At 67.3% G+C, this 26,847-nt stretch carries 32 protein-coding genes; 9 read left to right on the top strand and 23 right to left on the bottom strand.

Translation table 11 applies throughout. The annotated features are described in order from the left end of the window. Positions 1 to 13: 13 nt before the first annotated feature. Positions 14 to 784, top strand: coding sequence for a sulfurtransferase (locus tag KF892_00265; GenBank protein ID MBX3623416.1), 771 nt, complete (start codon positions 14 to 16; stop codon positions 782 to 784). Here KF892_00265 and KF892_00260 read toward each other — a convergent pair. Next, positions 751 to 1,470, bottom strand: a complete 720-nt coding sequence (locus tag KF892_00260; protein MBX3623415.1) for a DUF599 domain-containing protein — start codon at positions 1,468 to 1,470, stop codon at positions 751 to 753. The genes KF892_00265 and KF892_00260 overlap by 34 nt on opposite strands. Positions 1,471 to 1,502: 32 nt before the next feature. Beyond that, a complete protein-coding gene (locus KF892_00255) occupies positions 1,503 to 2,204 on the bottom strand; it encodes a pirin family protein (GenBank protein ID MBX3623414.1) in 702 nt (233 codons plus the stop codon). 94 nt (positions 2,205 to 2,298) lie between these two features. On the opposite strand from KF892_00255, the gene KF892_00250 reads away from it, so the two are divergent. Both KF892_00250 and gluQRS read left to right on the top strand, forming a co-directional pair. Continuing rightward, the gene (locus KF892_00250) at positions 2,299 to 3,303 is read left to right on the top strand and encodes a LysR family transcriptional regulator (protein ID MBX3623413.1); all 1,005 of its coding nucleotides are present in this window, start codon (positions 2,299 to 2,301) and stop codon (positions 3,301 to 3,303) included. Continuing rightward, positions 3,300 to 4,217: a tRNA glutamyl-Q(34) synthetase GluQRS gene (gene gluQRS, locus KF892_00245; protein MBX3623412.1), complete on the top strand. Its 918-nt coding sequence runs from the start codon at positions 3,300 to 3,302 to the stop codon at positions 4,215 to 4,217. The genes KF892_00250 and gluQRS overlap by 4 nt, the downstream gene beginning before the upstream one ends. On the opposite strand, the gene KF892_00240 is transcribed toward gluQRS, so the two are convergent. Beyond that, positions 4,175 to 4,744, bottom strand: a complete 570-nt coding sequence (locus tag KF892_00240; protein MBX3623411.1) for an NAD(P)H-dependent oxidoreductase — start codon at positions 4,742 to 4,744, stop codon at positions 4,175 to 4,177. The genes gluQRS and KF892_00240 overlap by 43 nt on opposite strands. 139 nt (positions 4,745 to 4,883) lie before the next feature. Here KF892_00240 and KF892_00235 point away from each other — a divergent pair, with 139 nt between their 5' ends. Together KF892_00235 and KF892_00230 are read left to right on the top strand one after the other, a co-directional pair. Further along, positions 4,884 to 5,231 (top strand): FKBP-type peptidyl-prolyl cis-trans isomerase, encoded by a 348-nt coding sequence (locus KF892_00235; protein ID MBX3623410.1) that lies wholly within the window; start codon positions 4,884 to 4,886, stop codon positions 5,229 to 5,231. Between the two features lie 78 nt (positions 5,232 to 5,309). Then, on the top strand, positions 5,310 to 6,203 hold the full coding sequence (locus KF892_00230; GenBank protein MBX3623409.1) for a transglutaminase family protein: 894 nt from the start codon (positions 5,310 to 5,312) through the stop codon (positions 6,201 to 6,203). Between the two features lie 12 nt (positions 6,204 to 6,215). Here the strand turns inward: KF892_00230 and KF892_00225 are convergent, their stop codons facing one another. Continuing rightward, entirely contained in the window at positions 6,216 to 7,832 is a 1,617-nt protein-coding gene (locus KF892_00225; protein MBX3623408.1) for a DEAD/DEAH box helicase, read from the bottom strand. A 340-nt stretch (positions 7,833 to 8,172) separates the two neighbouring features. Next, a complete protein-coding gene (gene orn / locus KF892_00220; GenBank protein ID MBX3623407.1) occupies positions 8,173 to 8,745 on the bottom strand; it encodes an oligoribonuclease in 573 nt (190 codons plus the stop codon). A 46-nt stretch (positions 8,746 to 8,791) separates the two neighbouring features. Between orn and KF892_00215 the strand changes: the two genes are divergently transcribed. The 3 genes from KF892_00215 to rsgA are packed head-to-tail and all read left to right on the top strand — an operon-like array spanning position 8,792 to position 11,299. Continuing rightward, the gene (locus KF892_00215; GenBank protein MBX3623406.1) at positions 8,792 to 10,081 is read left to right on the top strand and encodes a M48 family metallopeptidase; all 1,290 of its coding nucleotides are present in this window, start codon (positions 8,792 to 8,794) and stop codon (positions 10,079 to 10,081) included. After that, positions 10,078 to 10,407, top strand: a complete 330-nt coding sequence (locus tag KF892_00210; protein ID MBX3623405.1) for a 4a-hydroxytetrahydrobiopterin dehydratase — start codon at positions 10,078 to 10,080, stop codon at positions 10,405 to 10,407. Before KF892_00215 ends, KF892_00210 begins: the two co-directional genes overlap by 4 nt. After that, positions 10,397 to 11,299 carry a ribosome small subunit-dependent GTPase A gene (rsgA, locus tag KF892_00205; protein ID MBX3623404.1) on the top strand — a complete coding sequence of 301 codons (903 nt, stop codon included), beginning with the start codon at positions 10,397 to 10,399 and terminating at the stop codon, positions 11,297 to 11,299. The genes KF892_00210 and rsgA overlap by 11 nt, the downstream gene beginning before the upstream one ends. On the opposite strand, the gene KF892_00200 is transcribed toward rsgA, so the two are convergent. The 6 genes from KF892_00200 to rpsP all read right to left on the bottom strand — a co-directional run bounded on the left by KF892_00200 (position 11,300) and on the right by rpsP (position 15,149). Then, positions 11,300 to 12,289, bottom strand: a complete 990-nt coding sequence (locus KF892_00200; GenBank protein ID MBX3623403.1) for a CobD/CbiB family protein — start codon at positions 12,287 to 12,289, stop codon at positions 11,300 to 11,302. 26 nt (positions 12,290 to 12,315) lie between these two features. Further along, positions 12,316 to 13,002 (bottom strand): CoA pyrophosphatase, encoded by a 687-nt coding sequence (locus KF892_00195; GenBank protein MBX3623402.1) that lies wholly within the window; start codon positions 13,000 to 13,002, stop codon positions 12,316 to 12,318. 72 nt (positions 13,003 to 13,074) lie between these two features. After that, positions 13,075 to 13,428 (bottom strand): 50S ribosomal protein L19, encoded by a 354-nt coding sequence (gene rplS / locus KF892_00190; protein MBX3623401.1) that lies wholly within the window; start codon positions 13,426 to 13,428, stop codon positions 13,075 to 13,077. Between the two features lie 96 nt (positions 13,429 to 13,524). Beyond that, the gene (gene trmD / locus KF892_00185; protein MBX3623400.1) at positions 13,525 to 14,277 is read right to left on the bottom strand and encodes a tRNA (guanosine(37)-N1)-methyltransferase TrmD; all 753 of its coding nucleotides are present in this window, start codon (positions 14,275 to 14,277) and stop codon (positions 13,525 to 13,527) included. A 12-nt stretch (positions 14,278 to 14,289) separates the two neighbouring features. Next, entirely contained in the window at positions 14,290 to 14,889 is a 600-nt protein-coding gene (gene rimM / locus KF892_00180) for a ribosome maturation factor RimM (GenBank protein MBX3623399.1), read from the bottom strand. 8 nt (positions 14,890 to 14,897) lie between these two features. Next, a complete protein-coding gene (gene rpsP / locus KF892_00175; protein ID MBX3623398.1) occupies positions 14,898 to 15,149 on the bottom strand; it encodes a 30S ribosomal protein S16 in 252 nt (83 codons plus the stop codon). Positions 15,150 to 15,350: 201 nt separating this feature from the next. Here rpsP and KF892_00170 point away from each other — a divergent pair, with 201 nt between their 5' ends. Next, complete coding sequence (locus KF892_00170; GenBank protein MBX3623397.1) at positions 15,351 to 15,797, top strand: hypothetical protein; 447 nt, start codon at positions 15,351 to 15,353, stop codon at positions 15,795 to 15,797. A gap of 15 nt (positions 15,798 to 15,812) precedes the next feature. Here KF892_00170 and KF892_00165 read toward each other — a convergent pair whose 3' ends face one another. The 12 genes from KF892_00165 to murJ all read right to left on the bottom strand — a co-directional run bounded on the left by KF892_00165 (position 15,813) and on the right by murJ (position 26,826). Then, positions 15,813 to 16,826 (bottom strand): inorganic phosphate transporter, encoded by a 1,014-nt coding sequence (locus tag KF892_00165; protein MBX3623396.1) that lies wholly within the window; start codon positions 16,824 to 16,826, stop codon positions 15,813 to 15,815. Between the two features lie 18 nt (positions 16,827 to 16,844). After that, entirely contained in the window at positions 16,845 to 17,492 is a 648-nt protein-coding gene (locus KF892_00160; GenBank protein MBX3623395.1) for a DUF47 domain-containing protein, read from the bottom strand. Positions 17,493 to 17,587: 95 nt separating this feature from the next. Further along, complete coding sequence (locus KF892_00155) at positions 17,588 to 18,250, bottom strand: deoxynucleoside kinase (GenBank protein ID MBX3623394.1); 663 nt, start codon at positions 18,248 to 18,250, stop codon at positions 17,588 to 17,590. Further along, a complete protein-coding gene (locus KF892_00150) occupies positions 18,250 to 18,603 on the bottom strand; it encodes a DMT family protein (GenBank protein ID MBX3623393.1) in 354 nt (117 codons plus the stop codon). The genes KF892_00155 and KF892_00150 overlap by 1 nt, the downstream gene beginning before the upstream one ends. Before the next feature lie 27 nt (positions 18,604 to 18,630). After that, positions 18,631 to 19,824 (bottom strand): beta-lactamase family protein, encoded by a 1,194-nt coding sequence (locus KF892_00145; GenBank protein MBX3623392.1) that lies wholly within the window; start codon positions 19,822 to 19,824, stop codon positions 18,631 to 18,633. Between the two features lie 2 nt (positions 19,825 to 19,826). Continuing rightward, entirely contained in the window at positions 19,827 to 20,309 is a 483-nt protein-coding gene (gene folK, locus KF892_00140; GenBank protein ID MBX3623391.1) for a 2-amino-4-hydroxy-6-hydroxymethyldihydropteridine diphosphokinase, read from the bottom strand. Positions 20,310 to 20,329: 20 nt separating this feature from the next. Next, positions 20,330 to 21,877, bottom strand: coding sequence for a polynucleotide adenylyltransferase PcnB (gene pcnB / locus KF892_00135; GenBank protein ID MBX3623390.1), 1,548 nt, complete (start codon positions 21,875 to 21,877; stop codon positions 20,330 to 20,332). A gap of 7 nt (positions 21,878 to 21,884) precedes the next feature. Then, positions 21,885 to 22,559, bottom strand: a complete 675-nt coding sequence (locus tag KF892_00130; protein MBX3623389.1) for an HAD family phosphatase — start codon at positions 22,557 to 22,559, stop codon at positions 21,885 to 21,887. Then, a complete protein-coding gene (gene hda, locus KF892_00125; GenBank protein MBX3623388.1) occupies positions 22,556 to 23,230 on the bottom strand; it encodes a DnaA regulatory inactivator Hda in 675 nt (224 codons plus the stop codon). Before hda ends, KF892_00130 begins: the two co-directional genes overlap by 4 nt. 2 nt (positions 23,231 to 23,232) lie before the next feature. After that, a complete protein-coding gene (locus KF892_00120) occupies positions 23,233 to 24,294 on the bottom strand; it encodes an AI-2E family transporter (GenBank protein MBX3623387.1) in 1,062 nt (353 codons plus the stop codon). Between the two features lie 80 nt (positions 24,295 to 24,374). Beyond that, positions 24,375 to 25,244: a tetratricopeptide repeat protein gene (locus tag KF892_00115; protein ID MBX3623386.1), complete on the bottom strand. Its 870-nt coding sequence runs from the start codon at positions 25,242 to 25,244 to the stop codon at positions 24,375 to 24,377. 25 nt (positions 25,245 to 25,269) lie between these two features. After that, positions 25,270 to 26,826, bottom strand: a complete 1,557-nt coding sequence (gene murJ / locus KF892_00110; protein ID MBX3623385.1) for a murein biosynthesis integral membrane protein MurJ — start codon at positions 26,824 to 26,826, stop codon at positions 25,270 to 25,272. Positions 26,827 to 26,847: the final 21 nt, after the last annotated feature.

The raw sequence follows: 26,847 nt of genomic DNA, 5'->3' as shown, positions 1-26,847 counted from the left end.
TAAAATGCCGGCTGTGTCAGCAGTTTTGAACATCTCTTCCTACCTCTTCGTGCCCTTGACGGACACGCTCGCGCTGCGCGAGAGCATCCGCTCACAAGCTGCAGAACGGCAGCTGAAAGGCACCGTCTTGCTGGCCGAAGAGGGCATCAACCTCTTTCTCGCGGGCGATGCGCAAGCCGTGCGCGGCTTCGTCGCCTGGCTGAAGCAGGACGCGCGTTTCGCGACGCTCGAGCCGAAGGAAAGCTGGTCCGAGCAGGTGCCTTTCGGCAAGCTCCTGGTGAAGGTCAAGCGCGAGATCATCCGCATGAACCACCCGACGATCCGGCCGCACGCGGGTCGTGCACCCGCGGTCGATGCGAAGACACTCGCACGTTGGCTGCAGGCCGGCGTTGACGACGATGGCCGCCCGGTGGTCACGCTCGACACCCGCAATGCCTTCGAGGTGGGCTACGGCAAGTTCCGCAACGCGATCGACTGGAACATCAGCAAGTTCACCGAGTTCCCGCAGCAGGTGGCCCAGCACCGAGACGAGCTGGCGGGCAAGCGCGTGGTGAGCTACTGCACCGGCGGCATCCGCTGCGAGAAGGCCGCGATCTACATGGCCGAGGCGGGCATCGAGCACGTGGTGCAGCTCGAAGGTGGCATTCTCAAGTACTTCGAGGAAGTGGGCGGGCAGCACTACGAGGGCGGCTGCTTCGTGTTCGACGAGCGCGAGTCGCTCGACCCGTCTCTCGTGCCAGCCGCGGCTCCTCAGCTGTTGAGCGCCCCCAGCACCTCGGAGTGAAACTCCCGCTGGTACAGGATCCAGATCACCCCGGCGGTGGCCATCATGAAGATCAGCGGTGAGAAGAACCACCCTACCGCTGCGAACGCCAGGTAGTAGGCACGCAAGCCATCGTTGAAGGTCTCGGCCGCCATGCCGACCACACGGCCCGCCTTGTCGGCGAAGGCCTTGCGCTTGTCTTCGGCCTCGTCCCCCAGCGCGTCGAACTGCTTGGCCTCGGGAGCGGCAGCGATCATCAGCGCGCCAAAGGTGTATTGCCGCATCGACCAGGTGAAGCGGAAGAAGGCGTACACGAAGATCACCAGCAGCAGCACGAGCTTCAGCTCGAAGATGAGCACGGTGGTGCGCGCGGCGAAGGGCAGGTCGCGCACCAGGTCGCTGGCCTTGTCGCCGGCGCTCAAGGCGGCCAGCAGACCGCCGATCAAGAGGATGGTGGTCGAGGCGAAGAACGATGGGCTGGTGGACAGGTTCTGAATCACCACCCCGTCGATCACCCGGACGTCGCGGTAGGTGGCCTGCATCATCCACAGCCGGCGGTAGCGGTTGGTGGTGGCGAGCACCGAGGGCCGGGTCTGCGAGCGGTCTTTGGCGAACCACGCATAGCCCGACCAGCCAATGAAAAAGGCCGCCAGCGCGGCCCAGTCGCCCCAGGGGAGGATGCTGAAGACCTTGATCACCGTGTCCATGCGGGCACTGTATCAAGGCCTTCAGGCCACGCTCACGGCGCGAGGTCGAACACCAGCACCTCGGCTTCCTGGCCCTGGCCCAGCGTGAGCTTCGACTCCGACTCGAGCACCACCGCATCGCCGGCCTGCGCACGCTGGCCGTTGACCTCGACGCTGCCGCGCACCACGTGCACGTAGGCCAGGCGCGCGGGGTCGAGCACCAGCTGGGCCGACTCAGGCCCGTCGAAGAGCCCGGCGCGCAAGGCCGCGTCGGCATGGATCGTCACCGAGCCCTCGCGTCCGTCGGGGCTGGCCACGAGTGCGAGCTTGCCGCGCTTGCTGGCCGCGTCGAAGTGCTTCTGCTCGTAGCCCGGCGTGATGCCTCGTTCGCTCGGGATGATCCAGATCTGCAGGAAGTGCGTGGTCTGGCCCTTCGCGTGGTTGAACTCGCTGTGCTGCACGCCACGGCCGGCGCTCATGCGCTGCACGTCGCCGGGCACGATCTCGGTGCCGTTGCCCATGCTGTCCTTGTGGCCGAGGGCGCCGTCGAGCACGTAGGACACGATCTCCATGTCGCGGTGCCCGTGCGTGCCGAAGCCAGTGCCGGGGGCGATGCGGTCTTCGTTGATGACACGCAGGTTGCCCACGCCCATGCGCTCGGGGTTGTAGTAGTCGGCAAACGAGAAGCTGTGGAAGGACTTGAGCCAGCCGTGGTCGGCGTAGCCGCGTTCGGAGGATTTGCGCAGGGTGATCATGTGATGTCGTTCCTTTCTGGAAAGGAATGTTGATCCTCGGGGCGCTGCCCACAGGCGTGGCCTCTTGAAGCGTCCGTTCAAATAAGATGAACCCATGCTGAACGCCCGCAATGTGCTCACCCCCGAAGCCCTGGCGATGATGGACGTCATCGCGCGCACCGGCAGCTTTGCGGCCGCCGCCCGCGAGCTGGGCAAGGTGCCCTCGGCCCTGACCTACAACGTGCGCCAGCTCGAAGACGCGCTCGACGTGCTGCTCTTCGACCGCCGCTCGCGACAGGCCAAGCTCACAGCCGCAGGCGAGGAACTGCTGAACGAGGGCCGGCGGCTGCTGGAGCAGGTCGATGCGGTGGCCAACCGCGTGAAGCGCGTGGCCACCGGCTGGGAGACGCAGCTCACCGTGGCGGTGGATGGCGCCATCTCGCGCGTGACCATGTTCGAGATCTGCGAAGCCTTCTATGCGCAATGCCCGCGCGGCGACGACCCCGAGCGCAGCGGCCCGGGCACCCGGCTGCGCCTTCGGAACGAAATCCTCGCCGGCACCTGGGAGGCGCTGGTCAACGGGCAGGCCGACCTCGCCATCGGCGTCGGCATGGAGCAGACGCCGCCGGCCGGCGTGCAGCTGCAGACGCTGGGCACCCTGCCCTTCGTCTTTGTCGTCGCGCCGCACCACCCGCTGGCCGCGATCGACCACGCCATCACCGACGCCGAGCTGATGCGCCACCGCGCCGTGGCCGTGGCCGACTCGGCGCAGCGGCTCGCGCCCCTGACCGTCAACCTGCTGCCGGGGCAGGACGTGTTCACCGTGAGCACCATGCCCGCGAAGATCGAAGCGCTGCTGCGCTGCATGGGCTGCGGCTTCATCCCCGAGCCGATGGTGCGCGAGCACATCGCAGCCGGCCACCTGGTCGTGAAGACCGTGCAGCGCCCGCAGCTCAACGCGCGCATGGGCTACGCGTGGCGAGGGGCCGCGACCGGCGGCGCGCGCAAGCCGCAGATGGGCCTCGCGCTGCGCTGGTGGCTCGACCAGTTGGAAAGCGCCACCACTCGCAAGGCACTGCTGCAGATGCATGCCAGCCGGGTGCCGCTCGGCAGTCTTTGAGCGTGGCCTACCGCGGCCGCTTTGCGCCCTCGCCCACCGGGCCGCTGCACGCCGGCTCGCTGGTGGCCGCGCTGGCGAGCTGGCTCGATGCGCGTGCGCACGGCGGCACTTGGCTCGTGCGCATCGAAGACGTGGACACGCCGCGCTGCGTGCCCGGTGCCGCCCAGCTCATCCTCCAGCAACTCGCCAGCTGCGGCCTGGTGCCGGACGAGGCACCCGTCTGGCAATCGCAGCGTGGGGCGATCTACCAGGCAGCGCTCGACACGCTGATCGCACGAGATGCGGCCTACGCCTGCGGCTGCACCCGCAGCGACATCGAGCGTGCACTCGCCGCCTCAGGGCGCAGCAAGCCGCGCCACGGCGAACTCGTCTACCCGGGCACCTGCCGCGACGGCCTGCACGGCAAACCCGCCCGGGCGGTGCGCTGCCTCTCGTGCAACGCCGACGGCCACGAGCTGTGGGTCGACTGGCACGACCGCCGTCTCGGCCCCCAGCGCCAGAACCTCACGCAGGAGGTCGGCGACTTCGTGCTCAAGCGCGCCGACGGCCTGTGGAGCTACCAGCTGGCCGTGGTCGTCGACGATGCAGCGCAGGGCATCACCCACGTCGTGCGCGGCGAAGACCTGGCCGACAACACGCCCCGCCAGATCCACCTGCAGCGCCTGCTCGGCTTGCCGACGCCGACCTACCTGCACACGCCCCTCGTGCTCGGCGCCAATGGCGAAAAGCTCTCGAAGCAGAACGGCGCGCAGGCGCTGGACCTGCGCGACCCGCTGCTCGCCCTGCGCGCATCGGCCCGCGTACTCGGCTTGCCCGACGTGAGCGCGCCGCAAGCCGACTGGCTGGCCGCAATGGTGGCCGCGTGGCGTACTCAGCGAGGCGCCGACAGCACCCGGTCGACCCAGGCCACGTAGGCGTCGACCCAAGCCTGCAGGAAGGCGCGCTTCTTCTCGTCGGTCACCTGCCCGGCATCGTCGACCAGGTTCTCGCTGTACTGGATGTAGGCCTCCGGCTGGTTGAGCAGCGGCACGTCGAGGTAGGCGAGCACATTGCGCAGGTGCTGCTGCGCCATCGCGGTCCCGATGCCACCGCCCGAAGTGCCGATCACACCGCCCGGCTTCTTGGCGAACGCGTTCTTGCCGTAGGGGCGGGAGGCGGTGTCGAGAGCGTTCTTCAGCACGCCCGGGATGGAGCGGTTGTATTCCGGCGTGACGAAGAGCAGCGCGTCGGCCGCCGCCACCTCGCGCTTCAGGCGCTGGGCGGGCTCGGGCATGTCGTTGTCGCGGTCCTGGTTGTAGAGCGGCAGGTCGCCGATGTTCAGTTGCTGGAAGCTGAAGCGCTCGGGCGCGAGCTTGGCGATCGCGTTGGCGAGCCTGCGGTTGATCGAGTCCTTGCGCAGGCTGCCCACGAGCACTGCGACTTTGCGTTGGTCCTGAGTCATGGTCGCCCCTTTCGTTTGAAAGAACCGACTCTAGTGAGCGAGGCGACGGTGCCGTGCGAGGGCAACGATTGCCCCCGGCACCGTGCCGGGTTTGGGCGGTTAGCATCGCCATCCTCACCTCCACTCAGCGAGCCCCACCATGCAAACCACCGCTTCCGGCCTGCAATACGAAGACACCACCGTCGGCTCTGGCCCCGAAGCCAAGGCCGGCCAGCACGTCACCGTGCACTACACCGGCTGGCTCTACAACGATGGCGTCAAGGGCGCCAAGTTCGACAGCAGCAAGGACCGCCACGACCCGTTCGACTTCGGCCTGGGCGCCGGCATGGTGATCCGCGGCTGGGACGAGGGCGTGCAAGGCATGAAGGTCGGCGGCACGCGCATCCTCGTGATCCCGCCGGAGCTCGGATATGGTGCACGCGGCGCCGGTGGCGTGATCCCGCCGAACGCGACGCTGATGTTCGAGGTGGAGCTGCTGGGCGTCTGACGCCGTGCGGCACTGCCCTCCTACAGACGAGCCGACCACGAGGCCCCACACTGCGGCCTCCCGGTTCGAGGAGGGCCCATGCCCATCAAGTACGACATCGTCCACACGACGACCTACAGCTATTCCAAGCCAGTGACCTTCGGCGAGCACCGGGTGATGTTCCGCCCGCTCGACAGCCACGACCTGCGGGTGCTCGCCACCGACCTTGTCGTCACCCCCGACGCGAACATCCGGCTGATCCAGGACCAGTTCTCCAATTCGGTGGCACTGGTGCAGCCGCAAAGCGAAGCGGCCGAGCTGAAGATCGTGTGCTCGTTCACCATCGAGCATGCGCACAGCAACAACCTCGAGTTGCCGCTGTCGCCGTCGGCCGAGTTCTTTCCGTTCGCCTACTCGGTGGACGAACGCTTCGACCTCGAGCACTTCCTGCGGCCGCACTACGACGACCCTGAGGGCCAGCTCACCGCCTGGGCGCGACAGTTCATGAACACCGAAGGCCCGACCGGCACGCGCGATCTGTTGGTGAAGATGAATCAGCACATCCGCGACCACTTCACCTACGCCGCCCGCAACGAAGAAGGCACGCAGACACCGCTGGAGACACTCGCGAAGAACAGCGGCAGCTGCCGCGACTTCGCGCTGCTGATGATGGAAGCGGCACGCCGCCTGGGCGTGGCTACGCGCTTCGTGTCGGGCTATCTGTACGATCCGTCGCTGGACGAGGCCAACCCCGACACAGAGCCGAACGTGGTCGGCGCGGGGTCCACCCATGCGTGGCTGCAGGCCTATCTGCCGGGAGCGGGCTGGGTGCCCTTCGACCCGACGAACAACCTGCTCGGTGGCTACCAACTGCTGCGAGTGGGCGTGGCGCGCGACCCGAAACAGGCGTCGCCTGTGTCGGGCAGCTGGATCGGCGAGCCGGCGTCCTACCTCGGGATGAAGGTGGACGTGAGCGTCAAGCGCGTGGCTTGACGCTCGTCTGCCTCAGCGGCTGAAACCGCCCTGGCCCTGGCGCGGGCGCTGCGGCTTGTTGAAGCCACCCTTGGCCGGGCCGGCCTTGCGCGGGGCAAAACCACCGGCATTGCGATCGACCGGCGCACGGTCGAAGGCGCCGCCACGCGGCATTTGCTGGCCGTGCGGCACGAAGGTGCTGTTGTGGCGGTCGTTCGGGCGATCGACGCTGTAGCGGTTGTGCTGGGCGCTGTCGCGATCGAACGGCGCGCGATCACGCGGCGCGAAGCCTTCGCCGGCACGCTGCTGCTGGGGCTTGTGCCAGGGCTTCTGGTTGCCGCCGAAGCCGCCACCGCCAAAACCATTGCCGCCACCGTGGCCTGCGTTGTGGCCGAAGCCGCCCTTGCCGTGGGCCGGACGACCCTGGAAGGGCTTGCCGCCACCGAACTTGGCATCACCCCGCGGCGCGAACATGCGCGGCTCGGGCTGCTTGGGCTCGAGGCCGGAGATGGTCGCGACGGGGATGTTCTGCGTCGTGAAGTGCTGGATGCGGCGGATCATGCTCACGTCCATGCGCTCGGCCAGCGTCACGGCGAGACCATTGCGGCCGGCGCGGCCGGTGCGGCCAATGCGGTGCACGTAGTCTTCTGCCTTCATCGGCAGGCCGTAGTTGATGACGTGGCTGATGGTCGGCACGTCGATGCCGCGGGCGGCCACGTCGGTGGCCACCAGCACCTTGAGCTGGCGGTTGCGCAGGCCCTGCAGCACACGGGTGCGGCGGCCTTGCGGCATGCCACCGTGCAGCGAGGCGACCTGGTGGCCCATGTCGGCCAGGCGGTCGGCGAGCCAGTCGGCGTCACGCTGGGTGCTGGTGAACACCACGGCCTGCTCCATGTCCTTCTCGGTGAGGAGGTGGTCGAGCAGTGCGTCCTTGTGCGACTTATTGTCGGCCCAGTGCAGGCGCTGCTCGATGTTTTCGTGGGTGTCGGTGTGCGAGGCGATCTCGATGCGCTGCGGATCGCGCAGCAGGTCTTGCGCCAGGCGGCCGACGTGGCCCACGAAGGTGGCGCTGTACATCACCGTCTGGCGGCCTTCGGGCAGGTGGTCGACCACGGTGCGGATGTCGTCGATGAAGCCCATGTCGAGCATGCGATCGGCTTCGTCGAGCACCAGCATCTCGACGTTGTCGAGGATGGCCTTGCCGCTGGTCAGGTGGTCGAGCAGGCGGCCGGGGGTGGCGATCAGGATGTCCAGCGGGCCGCGCAGGGCCTTGAGCTGGGCGCCGTAGGGCACGCCGCCGACCACGGTGGTCGAGCGCAGGCCTTGCACATGGCGACCGTAGGTCAGCGCGGCCTTGTCGACCTGCATCGCGAGTTCACGCGTGGGGGCCAGCACGAGGATGCGCGGGCCGTAGACCACGCCCTTTTCACGGCGCTTGGTGTTGTCGCCGCGGGCGGCGAGGATGCGCTGCAGTGCGGGCAGGATGAACGAGGCGGTCTTGCCGCTGCCGGTGCTGGAAGCGACCATCAGGTCTTTGCCTTCGAGGGCCGGCGGAATGGCGGCGGCCTGCACGTCGGTCGGCTCGGTGTAGCCGGCGTCAGAGAGGGCGCGGGTGATGGCCGGATTCAGGCCCAGGGTGTCGAAACTCATCGTCTTCTTTCTCGAAACAAAAGCGCTGCCTGCGCGACGAAGCGCAGAACAGCACCACGCGCAGCCATCAAAGGGCTCGCAGGTGAAGTCGCTGGGGAGAAGGTCCGAACCGTGACCGGCAAAGCCGCCGGCGGTGGGGATCAGGAACAGTCAAAGCGACGGCATCGCCGCCAACCATTCCCGATGTGGGTTCGAACAGGCCGCACAGCACTGGGCTGTGGGAAGACTCGATGAGGTCAGAGGGGATGAACGAAACGCCAGAGCACCAAATCAGACTTCCATGCTCAGGCGAAGCGCGGATTGTAGCAGCGACCTCGGGTTTCCACGAGGCCTCAGCCCTTTATTTCGCGAGGAAATGCTCGCGGTAGTACACGAGCTCGTCGATCGACTCGTGGATGTCGGCCAGCGCCGTGTGCGCCTGGGCCTTCTTGAAGCCGGCGAGGATGTCGGGCTTCCAGCGCTTGGCCAGTTCCTTGAGCGTGCTGACGTCGAGGTTGCGGTAGTGGAAGAAATCTTCCAGCGCGGGCATGTAGTTGGCGAGGAAGCGGCGGTCCTGGCAGATGCTGTTGCCGCACATCGGCGACTTGCCCTTGGGCACATAGCGCTTCAGGAAGTCGATCATCTGAGCCTGGGCGCTGTCTTCATTGATGGTCGAGGCCTTCACCCGGTCGATCAGCCCGCTCTTGCCGTGCGTGCCCTTGTTCCAGGCGTCCATCGCGTCGAGCGTGGCGTCACTCTGGTGGACGGCGAACACGGGGCCCTCCACACGCTGCGTCAGGTTGGCATCGGTCACCACCACCGCGATCTCGATGATGCGGTCGGTGTTGGGGTAGAGGCCGGTCATCTCGAGGTCGATCCAGATGAGGTTCTGGTCGCTGCTGGGCAGGATGGGGTTGGTGGTGTTGTCGGTCATGCGCTTCTCCTTGGCGGGGCATTCTCGCAGCCTACACTTCTGATCTATGCAAAGCACCGCTCTCACCCTGCTCTTCGCCGCAGCGCTCGTGGTCTCGCTGCTGGTGAAGTTCTGGCTGTCCACGCGCCAGATGCGCCACGTGGCGGCCCACCGCGACACGGTGCCCCCCGCCTTTGCGCAGACCACGCCACTCGCGGCCCATCAGAAAGCCGCCGACTACACCCTCGCCAAGGGCCGCTTCGGCCTGTTAAGCACCGCCTTTGGGAGCGCTGTGCTGCTGGGTTGGACGCTGCTCGGCGGCCTGGACCTCCTCAACGTGGCCGTGCGAGACGCCATCGAGCCGCGCTTCGGCGGCATGGCCTACCAGCTCGCCCTGCTGGCGGCCTTCGCCTTCATCGGCGGGCTGCTCGACCTGCCCTTCGAGCTGTACAGCACCTTCCGCATCGAGCAGCGTTTCGGCTTCAACCGCATGACGTGGAAGCTCTACCTCGCCGACATGGTCAAGGGCGTGATCGTGGGCGCCCTCATCGGGCTGCCAATCGCCGCGCTGATCCTGTGGCTGATGGGCGCGGCCGGCACCTTGTGGTGGCTGTGGGCCTGGGGCGCATGGATGGGTTTCAACCTCTTGATCCTCGTGCTCTACCCGACCGTCATCGCCCCGCTCTTCAACAAGTTCCAGCCCCTCGCCGACGAGTCGCTCAAGGCCCGTGTGCAGACGCTGATGCAGCGCTGCGGCTTCCAGGCCAAGGGCCTCTTCGTGATGGACGGCAGCAAGCGCTCGGCCCATGCCAACGCGTACTTCACCGGCCTGGGTGCCGCCAAGCGCGTGGTGTTCTTCGACACGCTGCTTCACAAGCTCACCCCCGGCGAGGTGGAGGCGGTGCTGGCCCACGAACTCGGCCACTTCAAGCACAAGCACGTGACCAAACGCATGGTCTCAATGTTCGCGATGAGCCTCGCGGGCTTCGCGCTGCTGGGCTGGCTGTCGAGCCAGACCTGGTTCTACACGGCCCTGGGTGTGCAGCCCTCGCTCGGCGCACCGAACGATGCGGTGGCACTCCTGCTCTTCCTGCTGGTGGTGCCGGTGTTCGCGTTCTTCGTTTCGCCGCTTTTTGCGCAGCTCTCGCGCAAGCACGAATTCCAGGCCGACGCCTATGCCTGCGCACAGGCCAGCGGGCAAGACCTGGCGGCGGCCCTGCTCAAGCTGCATGAAGACAATGCCTCGACGCTGACGCCCGATCCGGTGTACGTTCGCTTCTATTACTCCCACCCGGCCGCACTGGAGCGGCTCACCGCCATCCAGTCGCACGCCAGCCTTCAAGCGAGTCGCGCATGACCCACCTGCTCAACCGCAAGTGCCAGCCGCTCAGCGGCGCGCCCATGAACGACCGTGAGATCCACGACCACCTGGCGCAGGTGAGTGGCTGGCATCTGAAAGACGGTGCCATCGAGAAGACCTTCAGCTTCAAGAACTACCACGAGACGATGGCGTTCGTGAACGCGCTGGCGTGGGTCGCGCACACCGAAGACCACCACCCCGACCTGCTCGTGAGCTACAACCGCTGCGTGGTCCGCTACAACACACATTCGGTGGGCGGCATCTCGATCAACGACTTCATCTGCGCGGCCAAGGCCGACGCGCTGGTGGCCTTTGTCGGCTGAGCTCGATGTCGGGCTGGTGGTGGCCGGCTACGGCCGCCACTACGTCGTCGAAACGCCCGAGGGCCGGCGCGTCATCTGCCACCCGCGCGGCAAGAAAAGCGACTGCGTGGTCGGCGATCGTGTGCGCTGGCAGCCGACGGGCGACGAAGGTGTCATCGAGCATGTGGAGCCTCGGCGCAACCTGCTGTTCCGGCAGGACGAGTGGAAGACAAAATCGTTCGCCGCCAACCTCGACCAGATCCTCGTGATGGTGGCCGCCGAGCCGGTGTTCAGCGAATCGCAGCTGGCCCGCGCACTGATGGCCGCCGAGAGCGCCGGCATCAGCGCACGCATCCTCCTCAACAAGGCCGACCTGCCGCAGATCACCACTGCCCGCGAGCGCTTGAAGCCGTATGCCGCAATGGGCTACGACGTGCGCGAGGTGGCGCTGAAGGCTCGCCCCGAAGAGGCGCGCGCCGCCCTCTTCTCACTGCTGCAAGGCCAGGCGACGCTCGTGCTCGGGCCGAGCGGCACCGGCAAGAGCACCCTGATCAACCTGCTGGCGCCCGACGCGCGCGCGCAGGTGGGCGAGATCTCGCAAGCGCTCAACTCAGGCAAGCACACCACCACGTCCACGCAGTGGTACTGGCTGGACGAGAGCCGCCTCACGGGGCTGATCGACTCACCGGGGTTCCAGGAATTCGGCCTGCGCCAGATCAGCGCGCAAGACCTGCCACGCCTGATGCCCGACCTCGCGGGCCCCTCGCAGCACTGCAAGTTCTACAACTGCACCCACCTGCATGAGCCAGGCTGCGGTGTGCGCGCAGCGCTCGAGGCGGGCGAGGTGAACGAGTCGCGCTACCGCATCTACTCGGAGCTGTTCGCCGAGCTCTCGGCGCCCACCCGCTATTGATCAGCCGATGAGGTTGGCCAGCGAGAGCAAGGCCAACAGCAGCATCCACAAGACGACCGAGCGCCACACCAGGCCGACGATGCTGCGCAGGTGATCGAGCTGGGGCAAGGCGCCCGGCGTGGAGCCTTCGGCACCGGCGGTGTCTTCGCTGGCGCCGCTGTCGAAGGTCTTGGACCGGTCGGGGGTCACGCCGGGTGCGGCCGTGCCGCCGAGTTGCACGCCGACGGCACCGGCCGCCGCGGCCAGGATGATCCCCTCGTTGGCGTGCTTCCACAGATGCGCATCGCGCCGCCAGCAGGCCGCCGCTTCCTCGAAGTTGCCCACCACCGCAAAACCAAAGGCGGTCAGGCGCGCCGGCAGGTGGTCGACCAGGCTGAAAACCCGTTGCGACAACGCGAGCAGGCGCTCGTTGCTGGGGATGCCGACCACGCGGCTCTTGAAACCCCAGTAGCGGCTGGCGAACTCGGCCATGCGATAGAGCACCGCACCGGCCGGGCCGAAACCCAGCGTCGACAGCACGACGAACCAGAAGAACACGCCGAACACATGGCGGTGCGCCGCGAGCAGCGAATGTTCGATCACATGGCGCAGCAACTCGGTGCGGGGCAGCTCGCTCGCATCGAGATGGCGCCACTCTGCCAGCAGGCTGCGGGCGGTGGTCTCATCGCCACGCTGCAGGGCGTCCCGGATGTCGGTGAAGTAGTGGCTGAACTGGCGAAAGCCCATCGTCACGTAGAGCACCGCGACGTTCCACGCCAGCGCGGCCACGAACCCGAACTGCGCCGCCACGAGATAGAGGCCCCAGGCCAGCAGCGCCGGCACCAGCGCCGTCACGCCCCACACGACCCAGGCGTGATGGGGCTTGCCGGCATCGAAGTTGCGGCCCGTCCAGTGCATCCAACCCCGCAGGGAATCATGGACGAAATTGACGCGCGGCAGGGGCTTGAGCTGCTCGATGAGGAGCGCGAACAAAACGGCGAAGAAACTCATGTGCGGCCGATGATAGCGGCGCCCCTTTACGCGGCAAGAAAGCGGTAGAGGTTGCGCAACATCGCGGCGGTCGCGCCCCACACGAAGTAACGCCGGGGCTGGCCAGAGGCGTCGATGCCCGTCCACGGCATCGAGAGGAACTCGCGCTTCACGCCGCCCGTCTCGACCTCGTGCCAGCGATGGTTGGCCGGGTTCATCAGAAACGACAGCGGCACCTCGAAGACTTCCGCCACCTCGAACGGGTCGGGCTGCAGGCTGTAGCCCGGTTGCAGCACCCCCACCACCGGCGTCACGATGAACCCGGTGCCGGTGGTGTAGGTGGGCAGCTGACCGATCACGTCGACGAACGAGGGCAGGAGGCCGATCTCCTCCTCGGCTTCGCGCAACGCAGTGGCCACAGCGTCGGGATCTTCAGGCTCGGCCCGCCCGCCGGGGAAGCTCACCTGCCCCGGGTGGTCGTGCAGATGGTCGGTGCGCTGGGTCAGCAGCACGGCCAGACCCTCGTCGCGCTGGGTCAGCGGGACCAGCACCGAGGCATGCGTCGGCTCGCGCTGCGTGAACTGGCGCTCGACTGCGATTTCCGGTGCCCACACGGGCGGTGCCACGAAGCGGCGACGCAAGGCTTCGGCGCGCAACTCTTCCAGCGACACGGCGGGCAGGTGACCGTCGACCGACGCCACCGGCAACTCGAGCGGATCGAAACTCAGGGCCATAGCGAATTGGATTGGAAACGAAAAAGCCGCCTCGGGAGGCGGCTTTTTGAGACGCGCTGGGCGCGGGCCCGCTTAAGCGAGCTTTTCCTTGATTCGGGCCGACTTGCCGGAGCGCTCACGCAGGAAGTACAGCTTGGCACGGCGCACATCGCCGCGGCGCTTGACTTCGATGTTCGAGATCAGCGGGCTGTACAGCTGGAACGTACGCTCCACGCCTTCGCCGCTGGAGATCTTGCGCACGATGAAGCTGGAGTTGAGGCCGCGGTTGCGCTTGGCGATGACCACGCCTTCATAGGCCTGGACACGCTTGCGGGTGCCTTCAACGACGTTGACGCTGACGATCACGGTGTCGCCGGGGGCGAACTCGGGGATCTTCTTGCCGAGGCGAGCAATCTCTTCTTGCTCGAGGGTCTGGATGAGGTTCACGGAAAGCTCCTAGTGATCGTGCCAGCGCGGGTCTTGATTGATCTGGGTGGGTCAGGTGACACACCTCTCCGGGGCAGAGGATCGGAAAACCGGAAATTATAGCCCAAGTGAGAGCAGATACTTCTCATCCGCAGCCGACAGCGCGCCGCGGGCTCGGGCAGCGTCGATCAAGTCGGGGCGGCGGCGTGCCGTCAATGCGAGCGACTGCTCGCGGCGCCACCGCGCAATGGCGGCGTGGTGCCCCGACAGGAGCACGGGCGGCACCGGCAGAGGTCCGTCCGGCGTTTCGAGCACCTCGGGGCGGCTGTAGTGCGGGCAGTCCAGCAAGCCATCGGAGAAGCTGTCCTGCTCATGCGACTGGGCGTCGTTCAGCACACCCTCCTGCAGACGGGCCACCGCGTCCAGCAGGCTGAGGGCGGGGATCTCGCCGCCAGAGAGCACGAAATCCCCCAGGCTCAGTTCGATGTCGACGTGCCGCTCGATGAAACGCTGGTCGATGCCTTCATAGCGGCCACACAGCAGCACCGCACCCTCACCTGTCGCGAATTCCTGCACGATCGCCTGGTCCAGGCGCCGGCCAGTGGGCGTGAAATGCACCACGGGCGCCCTGTCGCCGCGCGATGCGCGAATCGCCTCCAGCGCCCGCTGCAGCGGCTCGACCAGCATCACCATGCCGGGCCCGCCGCCATAGGGACGGTCATCGACGCGGCGGTAGTTGTTGTCCGCATGGTCTCGCAGCGGCCACAGGCGCACGTCCACCTGGCCCGACTCGAAGGCGCGGCGGGTCACGCCCTGCGTCAGATGCGGTGTGAAGAGCTCGGGGAAAATCGTGACGACGTCGAAGCGCATGCTTCCCGAACCTCAATAGTCGAGGCCCCAGTCGACGGTGATGCGCTTCTCGGCCGTCTTCACGTCATCCACATAGGCCGAGACGAAGGGCACGAGCCGTTCTTCCGCCTTGGGGTCTTCTGGCTGGATGCGCAACACGCTGTGCGGGCCGGTGTCGATCAAACCGACGACGGTGCCCAAGCCCTCGCCCTGGCGGTTGACCACGGCCATGCCGATCAGGTCGACCCAGTAGTACTCATCGGCATCGGCGGTCGGGAAACTCGCACGCGAGACGAAGATCCGGCCTCCGCGCAGGGCCTCGGCCCCGCTGCGGTCTTCGACTTCCTGCACCTGGGCCACCACCACGTCGCCGTGGTCCTTGGCCTGCACGATCTTGAGGAGAGAGGGGAACGGTGCTGCCGGTTTGGCAGCCACGGGCCGCTTGACGACCGGCCCCTCAGGCGGCTGGAGGTACCAGCGCTTGGTCGAGAACAAAGCCTGGGGGTCAGATGCAAAAGGCTGGACCTTGATCCAGCCTTTTACTCCCCAGGCGTCGACGATGCGACCGACCTCCACCGCGTCTTCAGGCCAGGCGTCGGCTGGGGTGCCGGCCGCCGGGGCGGAGGAAGCCACAGCCGTCGTCAGGCCGCTTTGGCCTTGGCGTCAGCCACCAGGCGAGCGACCGTGGGCGACAGCTGGGCGCCGTTGCCGGTCCAGTAGTCGACGCGGTCGAAGGCCACGCGCAGCGGCTGCTCGGCGCCGGAAGCGACGGGGTTGTAGAAGCCGACGCGCTCGATGAAGCGGCCGTCACGACGGTTGCGCGAATCAGCGACGACGATGTTGTAGAACGGGCGCTTCTTGGCGCCACCACGTGAGAGTCGAATCACGACCATGTTGTTTCCTCGATTCCTGACAACATCCACCGCACCACAGGAGACACTCAGGGCCAGGCAGATCGAAAAAGCAGAAGTGAGACTCCTGCCAAATGGTTCGATGTCGTAGATACGCAGGCTTTGAGGTGACCCCAGGGCCCACCGCCATCGAAACCGCGCATTATAAACTCACAGGCTCCCTGGCGCACGCCCGCCTCTCGCATGAACGCCTACAAATCCAAGACTTTGGCGGCCTGGCTGGCCCTGATCGGCGGTGGCCTGGGCCTGCACCGCTTCTACCTCTACGGCTCGCGCGATACCTGGGGTTGGCTCTGGCCGCTGCCCACGCTCGTCGGCCTCTACGGCGTGCTGCGCGCCTACACGCTCGGGCAGGACGACCATGTGTCATGGGCCCTGGTGCCGCTGCTCGGCTTGGCCCTCGCAGGCGCGATGCTCGCCGGCATCGTCTATGGCCTCATGCCCGACGAACGCTGGAACGAGCGCTACAACGCCGACGCCGGCCGCCAGCATGAAGCCGGCTGGGGTGTCGTGTTTGCCGTGGTGTTGTGTCTCGGGGTCGGCGCCACCGTGCTGATGGCCACCATCGCCTACGGCGGCCAGCGCTACTTCGAGTACCAGGTGGAAGAAGGCCGCAAGATCAGCCAGTGACCTTGCGGCGAGCCTTCACGCGAACAGCGAGAGGCTGATCCAGTAGAAGATCCCGGCCACGAAGGCCGAGGCCGGGATGGTGAAGATCCAGGCCCAGACGATGTTGCCGGCCACCCCCCAGCGCACCGACGAGGCGCTGCGCACCGAGCCCACGCCGACGATGGCGCCGGTGATGGTGTGGGTGGTCGACACCGGCACACCCATCGCCGTGGCCAGGAAGAGCGTCAGCGCCCCGCCCGTTTCGGCACAGAAGCCGCCCACCGGCTTGAGCTTGGTGATCTTCTGGCCCATGGTCTTCACGATGCGCCAGCCGCCGAACATCGTGCCCAGGCCAATGGCCAGGTAGCAGGCCCAGATCGTCCAGGTCGGCGGCAGCTTGTCGCCCACGGCCGAGTAGCCCGTTGCGATGAGCAGCATCCAGATGATGCCGATGGTCTTCTGCGCGTCGTTGCCGCCGTGGCCCAGGCTGTACAGCCCGGCCGACACCAGCTGCAGCCTTCGGAACCAGTTGTCGACCCGAAGCGGCGAGCTGCGCCGGCAGACCCAGGCCACCACCACCATCAGCAGCGAGCCGAGGATGAAGCCCAGCAGCGGCGACACGAAGATGAACGCCACCACCTTGAACACGCCCGACCCGATCAGCGCGCCAATGCCGGCCTTGCCGATCACCGCGCCGCAGATGCCGCCGATCAGCGCATGCGAGGAGCTCGACGGGATGCCATACCACCAGGTGATCACGTTCCAGGTGATCGCCCCGATCAGCGCGCCGAACACCACATGGTGGTCGACCACCCCCGCATCGACGATGCCCTTGCCCACCGTGGCCGCCACGTTGAGGTGGAACACCATGATCGCGAGCACGTTGAAGAACGCCGCGAACAGCACCGCCTGCTGAGGCTTCAGCACGCCGGTCGACACCACCGTCGCAATCGAGTTCGCCGCGTCGTGGAAGCCGTTCATGAAGTCGAACAGCAGGGCCAGCACGACCAGCATCGCCACCACCCAGAACGCCACCTGGATCGTTTGCATCCGCAGCTCCGGGTGGGATCAGGAATTTTCGAGGACGACGCCCTCGATGAGATTGGCCACGTCTTCGCAGCGATCGGAGATGGACTCGAGCTGCTCGTAGATCGCCTTCAGCTTGATCAGCTCTCGCACGTCGGTCTCTTCGCGGAAGAGCTTCGACATTGCCGAGCGCATCACCCGGTCGGCGTCCGACTCGAGCTTGTCGATCTCTTCGCAGGTCTTGATCGCCGCCTCGGCGGCGTCGCTCTGGCTGAGCTTGGGCAGCAGCGAGACGGCATGCTGCACACGCTCGCAGCACTTGGCGCTCAGGTCGCCCAGGCGCAGCACCTCTTCGGTCATCGCCTTCACGTCGTAGAGCTGCATGGTCTCGGTCGCGTCCTGCAGCAGGTCGACGATGTCGTCCATCGCGTTGATCAGGCTGTGGATCTGCTCGCGGTCGATGGGGGTGATGAAGGTCTTGTGCAGCAGGCGGTTGACCTCGGCCGTCACCTTGTCGGCGGAGCGCTCGGCCGACACCACCAGGTTGGCGTACTTCTCACGCTGGTCGAGGTTGTTGTAGTTCTCGATCATCGCGATGAAGGCGCGCGCACCTTCGACGATGAAATTCGCATGCTGGTTGAAAAGCTCGAAAAAATTGCCTTCGCGTGGCAGCAGCTTGCCAAACAACATGGTGGTTCTCCAGGGAGGGGGGCTCATCAGGCCGCTTGATGCGGCTCTGTCACAGAACGGTCACAACGACAAGGCGCAGAGTGTAGCGCCCGGGTTCAGCCCGGCCCGAGCGGACGCAAGTCGAACATCGACCGCGGGCCCTGGAATTCGGCCAGGGCGTTGACGAGCGCGTGGAAATCGGCTTCGCGCTCCACCGGGTTGAAGTTCTCGCTGTTCACCACCATCAGCGGCGCCCCGTCGAAGCTCTGGAAGTAATCGGCATACGCATCGCAGAGCTTCTGCAGGTAGTCGGCCGCGATGCGCTGCTCCATGGCGATGCCACGCTGCTTGATGCGCTGGATGAGCGTGGGCGGCGAGGCCTGCAGCCAGATGACGAGATCGGGCTGCGGCAACTGCGCCGAGACCTGGGCGTACATCTGCTGGTAGAGGCGGTACTCCTCGTCGCTCAGGTTCATGCGGGCGAAGAGCGAATCCTTGGCGAGCATGAAGTCGCTGACGACCGCCGGCGCAAGCAGGCCGGGCTGGGCCAGTTCGCGCACCTGGCGCATGCGCTGGAAGAGGAAGAACACCTGCGTCTGGAACGCATAGCCGGGCACGTCGGCGTAGAAGCGTTCGAGGTACGGGTTCTCGTCGGCTCGCTCGAGCATCAGCTCGGCGCCCAGATGCGCGGCGAGGCGGCGTGCGAGCGAACTCTTGCCCGCGCCGATCGGGCCTTCGATGGCGATGTGGCGGAAGCGTTCGAGGCCCTGCGCCGACATCAGTTGCGGAAGATGAAATAGACCGCGCCGATGAGGCACAGGCCGGCCCAAAGGTAGTCGAGCTTGAACGGCTCCTTCATGTAGACCATCGCAAACGGCACGAAGACCGCCAGCGTGATCACCTCCTGCGTGATCTTGAGCTGCGCGAGCGTGAAACCGCCGCTGTACCCGATGCGGTTGGCCGGCACCTGCAGCAGGTATTCGAAGAGCGCGATGCCCCAGCTGATGAGCGCCGCGATGTACCAGGGGCTGGCCGACAGACTCTTCAAATGGCCGTACCACGCGAACGTCATGAAGACGTTCGAGGCCACGAGCAGCGCCACGGTCTGCAACGGAATCGAGATGCCGGTCATGTCGAGCTGCCTTCTTTCATCTGAATCTCAATCGCCGATCGCACCGTAGACCAGGTTGCGGAACAAGGCCCGCACCTCGTCGCGCTGCCCCGGCGCCTGCACCATCAGCACCGCGTGCATGTCTTCCGCCGGGTCGACCCAGAAGGTGGTGCCGGCCATGCCGCCCCAAAAATACGCCCCCGCCGAGCCCGCCACCGGCGTGATGCCCGCCTGCAGGCGCACAGCAAAACCCAGGCCAAAACCGTGCCCCGGCGGCAGCAGGTCGTTGACGCTCGGGATCGTGCCCAGGTGGTCGCTCGTCATCAGCTCGATGGTCTTGCGGCTGAGCAGGCGCTGGCCGTCGAGCACGCCTTTGTTGAGCAGCATCTGCGTGAAGCGCGCGTAGTCGGTGGCGGTCGACACGAGGCCTCCACCGCCCATGTCCAGGGCGACAGGGTCGCGCACGTCGAGCACGCGCACCTCGGCGCCCGTGTCGGGGTCGTTCGCGAACGGCTCGGCCAGCCGGCCTTGCGACATCGCCGGCACGTGGAACCCGGTGTCGATCATGCGCAGCGGCTCGAAGATGCGGCTGGTGAAGAAGTCTCGCAGCGGCTGGCCCGAGACCACTTCCACCAGGCGGCCGAGCACGTCGGTCGCGCGGCTGTAGTCCCACACGGTGCCCGGCTGGTACATGAGCGGCAGCTTGGCCAGGGCCTGGCTGAAATCGGCATTGGTCCAGTCGCGGCGGTAGATCTTGGCGCGGGCGTAGAGCTTGCGGATGGGCGCTTCGGCCAGGATCTCGTAAGTGAGGCCCGAGGTGTGGCGCAGCAGGTCCTGCACCGTCATCGCGCGCTCGGCAGGCACGCTGTCGATCTGGCCGTCGGCGCGCACCACGCCGACCGCCACGTCCTTGAATTCCGGCAGGTACTTCGCCACCGGATCGTGCAGGAAGAGACGCCCTTCCTCGAACAGCATCATCACCGCCACCGACACGATGGGCTTGGTCATCGAGTAGATGCGGAAGATGCTGTCGCGCTGCATCGGCTCGGGCAGCGCCGGGTCGCGCCGGCCCAGGGCCTCGAAGTACGCCAGCTTGCCGCCACGCACCACCATCGCGACGACGCCCGGAAGGCGCTGGCGGTCGATCTGATCCTGGAATGCGGCCGTCAGCCGGGCCAGCCCTTCCGGCCGGAAGCCGGCTTCCAGCGGCGACGCACGCTCGGGCAGGCGTGTGCGGGTCATGTTCATGCGGTCTCCAGTCGGGTGATGGCTTGCGTGGCGACGGCTGGCAAGAACGTCGCGATCGGCCCGCGGCCGGGGATCACGAGGCCATCGCCGGCCAGTTCGGCCAGGGGCTGCAGCACGAAGGCGCGTTCGTGCATGCGAGGGTGCGGCACGGTGAGGTCGTCAGACGCGATCTCGCGGTCGCCATACAGCAGCAGGTCGAGATCGAGCGTGCGGGGGGCATTGACATACGGCCGCTCGCGGCCGAACTCAGCCTCGATGGCCTGCAGTTGGGCGAGCAATTCATACGCCGTCAGCGTGGTGTGCAGCGCGGCCACGGCGTTGATGAACTCAGGCCCGTCGGCATGAACGGGCGCGCTGCGATAGAGCGACGAGACAGTTTCGACCCGGCTCGCCGGCATGCGGCCGAGCGCCTCGATGGCCGTGCGCACGGTCTCGGCTGGGTCGCCCAGGTTGGCCCCCAGGCCGATGTAGGCCAGCAACGGCACCACGTGGTTGCGTGTCAGCTGTTGGACGGCGGGGCGGCATCGCCCGCGCCACCGCCCGCAGGCTTGCGGCGACGGCGGCGGCGCTTGCGGGGCGCATCGCTGCTGCCCTCGGGGTAGCTGCTGTCACCCTCGCCTTCGGTGGCGGCCGGCGCTGCGGCGGCCGCCGGTGCACGCCGGCGCGAGCCACCCGGGCCACGCACCTGCTCCACGAGCCGGGCACGCTTCTCTTCGTCGGCCAGCGAGAACTCCTCCCACCAGCGGGCCAGCTCGGGGTCGCCCTCACCCGCGTCAGCCCGCAGGCGCAGGAAGTCGAAGCCGGCGCGGAAGCGCGGCTGCTCCACCAGCGCAAACGGGCCGTTGCCGGTGCGCCGCTCGAAACGTGGCTGCATGAGCCAGATCTCGCGCATGTCGGCGGCCAGCTTGCCGCGGCCGGAGATGTCGCCGATGCGCGCATCGAACACCGCGTCGACCGACTGCTGAAGCGCCGGGAACGGCGGCTCGCCCTTCTTCTTCAATTTCTCCCAGCGGTCGAGCACGTCGTGCCAGAGCATGCAGGCGAGCATGAAGCTCGGCGCCACCGGCTTGCCTTCGTTGACACGCCGGTCGGTGTCCGACAGGGCCAGCTCCACGAACTTTTGCCGCTCGGGGTGCTTGTTGGCATCGGCCAGCACCACGTCGAGGATGGGGAACACGCCGGTGCGCTCGCCCACCAGGCCTTGCTTGCGCAGCTCTTCGATGCTCGCCAGCGCATGGCCCGTCTGCAGGAGCTTGATCATCTCGTCGAAGGTGCGCGAGGCGGGCACGTCGTCGAGAAGGCCGGCCAGCTCGCGGATCGGCGCGCGCGTCTTCGGGTCGATCGTGAAGCCGAGCTTGGCGGCGAAGCGCACCACGCGCACGATGCGCACCGGGTCTTCGCGGTAGCGCGTGACCGGGTCGCCGATCATGCGCAGGACCTTCTTCTTCGCGTCCTTGATGCCGCCGTGGTAGTCGACCACGATCTGCTTCTGCGGGTCGTAGTACATCGCGTTGACGGTGAAGTCGCGCCGCGCGGCGTCTTCGATCTGCGGGCCCCAGACGTTGTCGCGCAGCACGCGGCCGCTGGCGTCGACCGCATGGTGCTTGTCGGCCAGCTCGGCCTTGGAGGTTTTCTCGTTGCCGGCCACCTGCTCCGAGGCCGAGGCGTCGAGCACCGCCCGGAAGGTCGACACCTCGATCACCTCATGCTCACGCCCACGCCCGAACACCACGTGAACGATGCGAAAGCGCCGGCCGATGATGAAGGCGCGGCGGAACAGGCTCTTCACCTGCTCCGGCGTGGCGTTGGTGGCCACGTCGAAGTCTTTGGGCCGCAGGCCCAGCAGCAGGTCGCGCACCGCGCCGCCCACGATGTAGGCCTCGTAGCCGGCGTCGGCCAGGGTCTTGACGACGCGGATGGCGTTGTCGTCGACGAGCTTGAGGTCGATGTTGTGCTCGGCCAGCGGCACTTCGACCCGCTTGCCCTTGGGGATGGCCGGCTTGGCGCTGGTCTTGCCCAGCAGTTTGTCTATGAACTTCTTGATCATCAGTCCGTCAATCGAACAGCCGAAGAATGCGCCAACCCCGCTCGCGGGCGATGGCTTCGAGCGGGGCGGAAGGGTTGGTGGCCACGGGGTCGGTCGCCAATTCGAGCAGCGGCAGGTCGTTGGCGGAATCGCTGTAGACGCTGATGCGCTCGAAGTCCTGCAGCTTGTGGCCCAGACCCGCGAGCCACTCGTGCGTGCGCACCGTCTTGCCTTCGCGGAACGAGGGCACCCCGGCGATGCGGCCGGTGATGTTACCCCCGGGGTCTTTTTCGAGCTCGACGGCAAGCAGGTGGGGCACGCCGAACGCGCGGGCAATGGGGGCCGTCACGAACTCATTGGTGGCGGTGACGATGGCCACCAGGTCGCCCTGCTGCTGGTGGTGCAACACCAAGTCTCGGGCGGCGGGCCGCATCTGGGGCGCGATCACTTCCTGCATGAAGCGGTCTTGCGCGGCCTGCCGCTCGCTCGCCGGGCGCTCGCGCCAGGGGGCAGTGGCAAAGGCGATGTAGGCGTGGATGTCGAGCGTGCCGGCCTTGTAGTGGGCGAAGAAGACGTCGTTCTGCTTGTCGAATTCGTCGGCATCGACCCAGCCCTGCCGGATCATGAAGCGGCCCCAGGCGTGGTCGGAGTCGAGCGGGATCAGGGTGTCGTCGAGGTCGAACAGGCACAGGTTGCGCGTCATGCCATGCCCTTCTCTTCGGCCAGCATCTGCTTGAGCAGCGGCACGGTGATCGCGCGCTTGTGGACAAGGGCGAATTCGTCGAGCCGGTCGAGCACCGTCATCAGGTGCTTGAGGTCGCGCGCGAAGCGCGTCAAAAGGTAGCTCATCACGTCATCGGAAAGAAAGAGGCCGCGGCGGTCGGCCTCGCGGCGCATCGCGGCGCGTGCTTCCGACTCGGCCAGCGGCGCCAGCGCAAAGACGTGGCCCCAGCCGAGGCGGGTGCGCAGGTCGTCGCGCAGCGGCAGGTCAACCGGCGGCAGCAGGCCCGCTGCCGCCACCGGGATTCGGTGGGTCGTGGCTTCGACGAAAAGGGCGAACGCGGCGTGCTGCTGGGCTTCGTCGAAACGGTCGCAGTCGTCGAACACGATCAGGGCGAGGCTCTCGTCGAAGTCCCAGGGCACGGCCGACGCGGCGTTGAACCAGCCCACCCGGCCCCCGGCACGCTGCGCGTGATGGGCAAGCGCCTGGAGCAAATGGGTCTTGCCCACACCGGACGGGCCCCACAGGTAGACCGGCGCTGCCTGCAGCATCACGCCGCGCAGATGCTCCACCGCGGCGAGGTTCGCGCCGGCGACAAAACTGTCGAACGACCGCACAGGCTCGTCTGCGATGGCCAGGGGGATCTGTCTCACGCTCAACCCAGATAGAGCTTGCTGCCCGTGTACCAGGCCAGCGCCCGCTTGCCGGCGACCACCAGCACTGCGCACACCGGCAGGGCCAGCAGCACGCCGACGAAGCCCGCGAGATGGCCGAAGGCCAGCAGCGCGAAGATCACCGTCAGCGGGTTGATGCCGATGCGTTCGCCCACCAGCCGCGGCGTGAGGACGAAGCTCTCGATCACCTGCCCCAAGCCGTAGACCACCGCGACCGCGATCACGCCGTACCAGCTGGCGAACTGCAGCACGCCGGCGATCAGCGCCAGCAGCATCCCCAGGCCAAAGCCCAGGTACGGAATGAAGACCGCCAGCCCGGTGAACACACCCACCGGCAAGGCGAGGTCGAAGCGGAAGAGCGCGAGGCCCACGCTGTAGAAGACGGCGAGGATCACCATCACCAGCAGTTGGCCGCGCAGATACTGGCCGAGCATCTCGTCGCTTTCGCGCACGAAGCCACGCACGCTGTCGCGCAGGCGCGGCGGCACGAGGCCGTCGATGCGGGCAACGAGCCGCGGCCAGTCCATCAGCAGGTAGAACAGCACCGCGGGGATCAGCACCGCGTTGCCGATCAGCGCCAGCAGAAAGCTGCCGCCGATGCGGGCCGAGCTGAGCAGCGTGGTCAGGCCGTCTTCGACGTTGGCGCCGAGGTACTTGACGATGAAGGCCTTGATGCTCGCCACGTCGAGCGCCACCTCGATGCCGTATTGCGCGAGCCACGGCGACACGGTGTGGTTGAGCTTGTCGGCCAGAAGCGGCAGCTGCTCGCGCAAGAGTGGCAGCTCCTTGGACACGATGGGCACGATCAGCAGCAGCACCGACAGGATCAGCACGAAGGCCGCCACCTCCACCAGCGTGACCGCCAGCACCCGCGGCAGCTTGCGCTTCACGAGCTTCTCCACGGCCGGCTCGAGGATGTAGGCCAGGATGCCCGCGAAGAGGAAGGGCATGAGCACCGGCGCCAGCAGCCACACCAACAGCATGCCGATGACGGCGATCAGGAGCCAGGAGAGGGTTTGCCGCTGGGCGGGAGTGAGTTGCATCGTCGCCTGGGGATGAGCGAAGCCGCGGAAGCGGCAGATTCTAGGGGCAGGCCGCGGGGTGCTGGCCGTTCATACAGCGGTCAGTGCAGCGGGCCGGGGCCCGGCTCGCGCAAGGCCATCAGGCGCTGGCCGATGGCGTCGCGGTCGGGGGCGTCCGCGCAATGGGCGAGGTAGGCGCCGAGGTCGAGCGCCGCCGCATCGAGCGCGCCCATCTCGGCCTGCGCGAGGCCACGGTCTCGGCGCTCGTCCCAGGCCTGGGGCAGCAGCACGACCAGGCGGTTCAGCACCGCCACGAGGCGCGGCCAATCGGCGCCTGTGCGGTAGATCTCCTTCAGGTTGCGCAGCATGCGCGCCATCACGTCGCGCGGCGGCGCGGCCTGCAGGAAGAGGCTGAGCGGCACGTCGAGGTCGCCGGTCAGGCCTTGCCGGCGCCGGTAGGGCAACAACAGCTCGTCGAGACGCTCGCGCGAGAGCGATTGGCCGGTGAAGGGGTCGATCACCACTTCGCCCTCGCTGAGCTTGACCTTCACGAGGAAGTGGCCCGGGAACGAGACGCCACGCGCGCGCAAGCCTGCCTGCTGCGCGAATTCGATGTAGAGCAGCGCCAGCGTGATCGGGATGCCGCGACGCGTTTCAAGCACCGCGGCGAGCATGCTGTTCGCCGGGTCGTAGTAGTTGTTGACGTTGCCGGCGAACCCCAGCTCGTTGAAGAAGAACTGGTTCAGCACGCGCAGGCGCTGGCGCGGTCCGGCATCGGCCGGCACACGCACCTTGAGGCGCGCCGCCAGCGTGTCGATCTGGTGCAGCACCGCCTGGGTGTCAAGCGAGGGGTTGTCGTCCTGGCCGAGCGAGATGGCCGCCTCGAGCAAGGAGAAGTTGTCGTCGTCGGCCACCAGCAGGGCGAAGTACTCCAGCGGGGTCTGAGCCTGGAACTGCGGGAAGGTGGGCATGGCGTTCAAGCGTTGGGCGGCCAGTCTATCCGCGCCGCATGAATTGCTTGAACTTGAGGCCGGTGGCCAGCAGCGTGGCGAAGTACAGCAGCACGGCGCCCGTCATGCAGGCCGCGAGCCAGCCTACGCGCTGCCATTCGTGTCGGCCGAGCGCCACCCAGTCGAACAGGCCGGCGGCATACCAGAGCGCACCGCTCATCACGGCGGTCGCCAGCACCACCCGCGCGGCAAAAGCGGCCCAGCCGGGGCTCGGCACGTAGCTGCCGCGCCGGCGCAGGCCGAAGAAAAGCAGCAGCGCATTGACGGTCGCGCCCAGGCTGATCGAGAGCGCGAGCGCCGCATGCCCGAGGTGCGGCACGAGCAGCCAGTTGAGGATCTGCGTGAGCACCAGCACGCCGATGGCAATCTTCACCGGTGTGCGCACATTGAGGCTCGCATAGAAGCCGGGTGCCAGCACCTTCACCGCCACGATGCCGATCAGGCCGACGCCGTAGCCCCGCAGGGCCATCACCGTCTGCTGCACGTCGGCCGCGGTGAACTGGCCGCGGTGGAAGAGCACCGCGATCAGCGGCGTTCCGAAGACCAGCAGGGCCGCGGCGCAGGGCAGCGTCAGCAGCAACACCAGGCGCAGACCCCAGTCGAGCATCGCCGAATATCCCGCGGCGTCGCCGCGCCCGTGCGCCTGCGAGAGCTGCGGGATCAGCACCACGCCGAGCGCCACGCCCAGCAGGCCGGTCGGGAACTCCATCAGCCGGTCGGCATAGAAGAGCCACGAGACCGCGCCCACCGACACGTGCGACGCGATCTGCGTGTTGATGATCATCGACAGCTGCGCGACCGACACCCCCAGCACCGCGGGCAGCATCAGCTGCAAGGTGCGGTGTACGCCGGGGTGGTGCCATGCCGCCGCAATGCGCGAGGGCGTGAGCCCGATGCGCGGCAGGCAGCCGATGCGCATCAGCGCCGGCACCTGGATCGCCAGCTGCAGCACGCCGCCCACCATCACGCCCACCGCCAGCGCATAGGCCGGCTCGACGCCCCAGCGGCGGAACTGCGGCACCAGCAGCCAGGCCGCCAGGATCATCGAGAGGTTGAGCAGCACCGGCGTCGCGGCCGGCACCGCGAAGCGCTTCCAGGTGTTGAGCACGCCCGCGGCCAGCGCCACCAGCGACATGAAGCCGATGTACGGGAACATGATGCGGGTCATCACGACCGCGCCGTCGAACTCCTGCAGCGCCGAAGCCATCAGCCACACCACGGCCGGCGCGGCCACCATGCCGAGGGCGACCGTCACGATCAGCGCCCAGAAGAGCATGGTGGCGACGGCGTCGATCAGCCGGCGCGTGGCCTCGTCGCCCTCGCGCCCGCGGGTCTCGCCCAGCAGCGGCACGAAGGCCTGCGCGAAGGCGCCTTCGGCGAAGAGGCGCCGCAGCAGGTTGGGAATGCGGAACGCGACGTTGAACGCGTCGGCCCAGCCGCTCGCGCCGAAGGCCGCGGCGATGAGGGTGTCACGGGCCAGGCCGGTGATGCGCGAGGCCAGGGTCAGCAGGGAGACGGTCGACGCGGCGCGCAGCAGGTTCATGGGCGGCGGGATTATAGGGAG

Source organism: Rhizobacter sp. (genome assembly GCA_019635355.1).
Lineage (GTDB): Bacteria > Pseudomonadota > Gammaproteobacteria > Burkholderiales > Burkholderiaceae_C > Rhizobacter.
This window is presented reverse-complemented; position numbering and strand designations above follow the sequence as displayed.

Excerpts from the sequence above, each read along its gene's own strand:
- KF892_00260 (MBX3623415.1), bottom strand. The coding sequence starts at position 1,470 with ATGGACACGGTGATCAAGGTCTTCAGCATCCTCCCCTGGGGCGACTGG.
- KF892_00255 (MBX3623414.1), bottom strand. The coding sequence starts at position 2,204 with ATGATCACCCTGCGCAAATCCTCCGAACGCGGCTACGCCGACCACGGC.
- KF892_00250 (MBX3623413.1), top strand. The coding sequence starts at position 2,299 with ATGCTGAACGCCCGCAATGTGCTCACCCCCGAAGCCCTGGCGATGATG.
- KF892_00240 (MBX3623411.1), bottom strand. The coding sequence starts at position 4,744 with ATGACTCAGGACCAACGCAAAGTCGCAGTGCTCGTGGGCAGCCTGCGC.
- KF892_00235 (MBX3623410.1), top strand. The coding sequence starts at position 4,884 with ATGCAAACCACCGCTTCCGGCCTGCAATACGAAGACACCACCGTCGGC.
- KF892_00230 (MBX3623409.1), top strand. The coding sequence starts at position 5,310 with ATGCCCATCAAGTACGACATCGTCCACACGACGACCTACAGCTATTCC.
- KF892_00225 (MBX3623408.1), bottom strand. The coding sequence starts at position 7,832 with ATGAGTTTCGACACCCTGGGCCTGAATCCGGCCATCACCCGCGCCCTC.
- orn (MBX3623407.1), bottom strand. The coding sequence starts at position 8,745 with ATGACCGACAACACCACCAACCCCATCCTGCCCAGCAGCGACCAGAAC.
- KF892_00215 (MBX3623406.1), top strand. The coding sequence starts at position 8,792 with ATGCAAAGCACCGCTCTCACCCTGCTCTTCGCCGCAGCGCTCGTGGTC.
- KF892_00210 (MBX3623405.1), top strand. The coding sequence starts at position 10,078 with ATGACCCACCTGCTCAACCGCAAGTGCCAGCCGCTCAGCGGCGCGCCC.
- KF892_00200 (MBX3623403.1), bottom strand. The coding sequence starts at position 12,289 with ATGAGTTTCTTCGCCGTTTTGTTCGCGCTCCTCATCGAGCAGCTCAAG.
- KF892_00195 (MBX3623402.1), bottom strand. The coding sequence starts at position 13,002 with ATGGCCCTGAGTTTCGATCCGCTCGAGTTGCCGGTGGCGTCGGTCGAC.
- trmD (MBX3623400.1), bottom strand. The coding sequence starts at position 14,277 with ATGCGCTTCGACGTCGTCACGATTTTCCCCGAGCTCTTCACACCGCAT.
- rpsP (MBX3623398.1), bottom strand. The coding sequence starts at position 15,149 with ATGGTCGTGATTCGACTCTCACGTGGTGGCGCCAAGAAGCGCCCGTTC.
- KF892_00170 (MBX3623397.1), top strand. The coding sequence starts at position 15,351 with ATGAACGCCTACAAATCCAAGACTTTGGCGGCCTGGCTGGCCCTGATC.
- KF892_00165 (MBX3623396.1), bottom strand. The coding sequence starts at position 16,826 with ATGCAAACGATCCAGGTGGCGTTCTGGGTGGTGGCGATGCTGGTCGTG.
- KF892_00160 (MBX3623395.1), bottom strand. The coding sequence starts at position 17,492 with ATGTTGTTTGGCAAGCTGCTGCCACGCGAAGGCAATTTTTTCGAGCTT.
- KF892_00155 (MBX3623394.1), bottom strand. The coding sequence starts at position 18,250 with ATGTCGGCGCAGGGCCTCGAACGCTTCCGCCACATCGCCATCGAAGGC.
- KF892_00150 (MBX3623393.1), bottom strand. The coding sequence starts at position 18,603 with ATGACCGGCATCTCGATTCCGTTGCAGACCGTGGCGCTGCTCGTGGCC.
- KF892_00145 (MBX3623392.1), bottom strand. The coding sequence starts at position 19,824 with ATGACCCGCACACGCCTGCCCGAGCGTGCGTCGCCGCTGGAAGCCGGC.
- pcnB (MBX3623390.1), bottom strand. The coding sequence starts at position 21,877 with ATGATCAAGAAGTTCATAGACAAACTGCTGGGCAAGACCAGCGCCAAG.
- KF892_00130 (MBX3623389.1), bottom strand. The coding sequence starts at position 22,559 with ATGACGCGCAACCTGTGCCTGTTCGACCTCGACGACACCCTGATCCCG.
- KF892_00120 (MBX3623387.1), bottom strand. The coding sequence starts at position 24,294 with ATGCAACTCACTCCCGCCCAGCGGCAAACCCTCTCCTGGCTCCTGATC.
- KF892_00115 (MBX3623386.1), bottom strand. The coding sequence starts at position 25,244 with ATGCCCACCTTCCCGCAGTTCCAGGCTCAGACCCCGCTGGAGTACTTC.
- murJ (MBX3623385.1), bottom strand. The coding sequence starts at position 26,826 with ATGAACCTGCTGCGCGCCGCGTCGACCGTCTCCCTGCTGACCCTGGCC.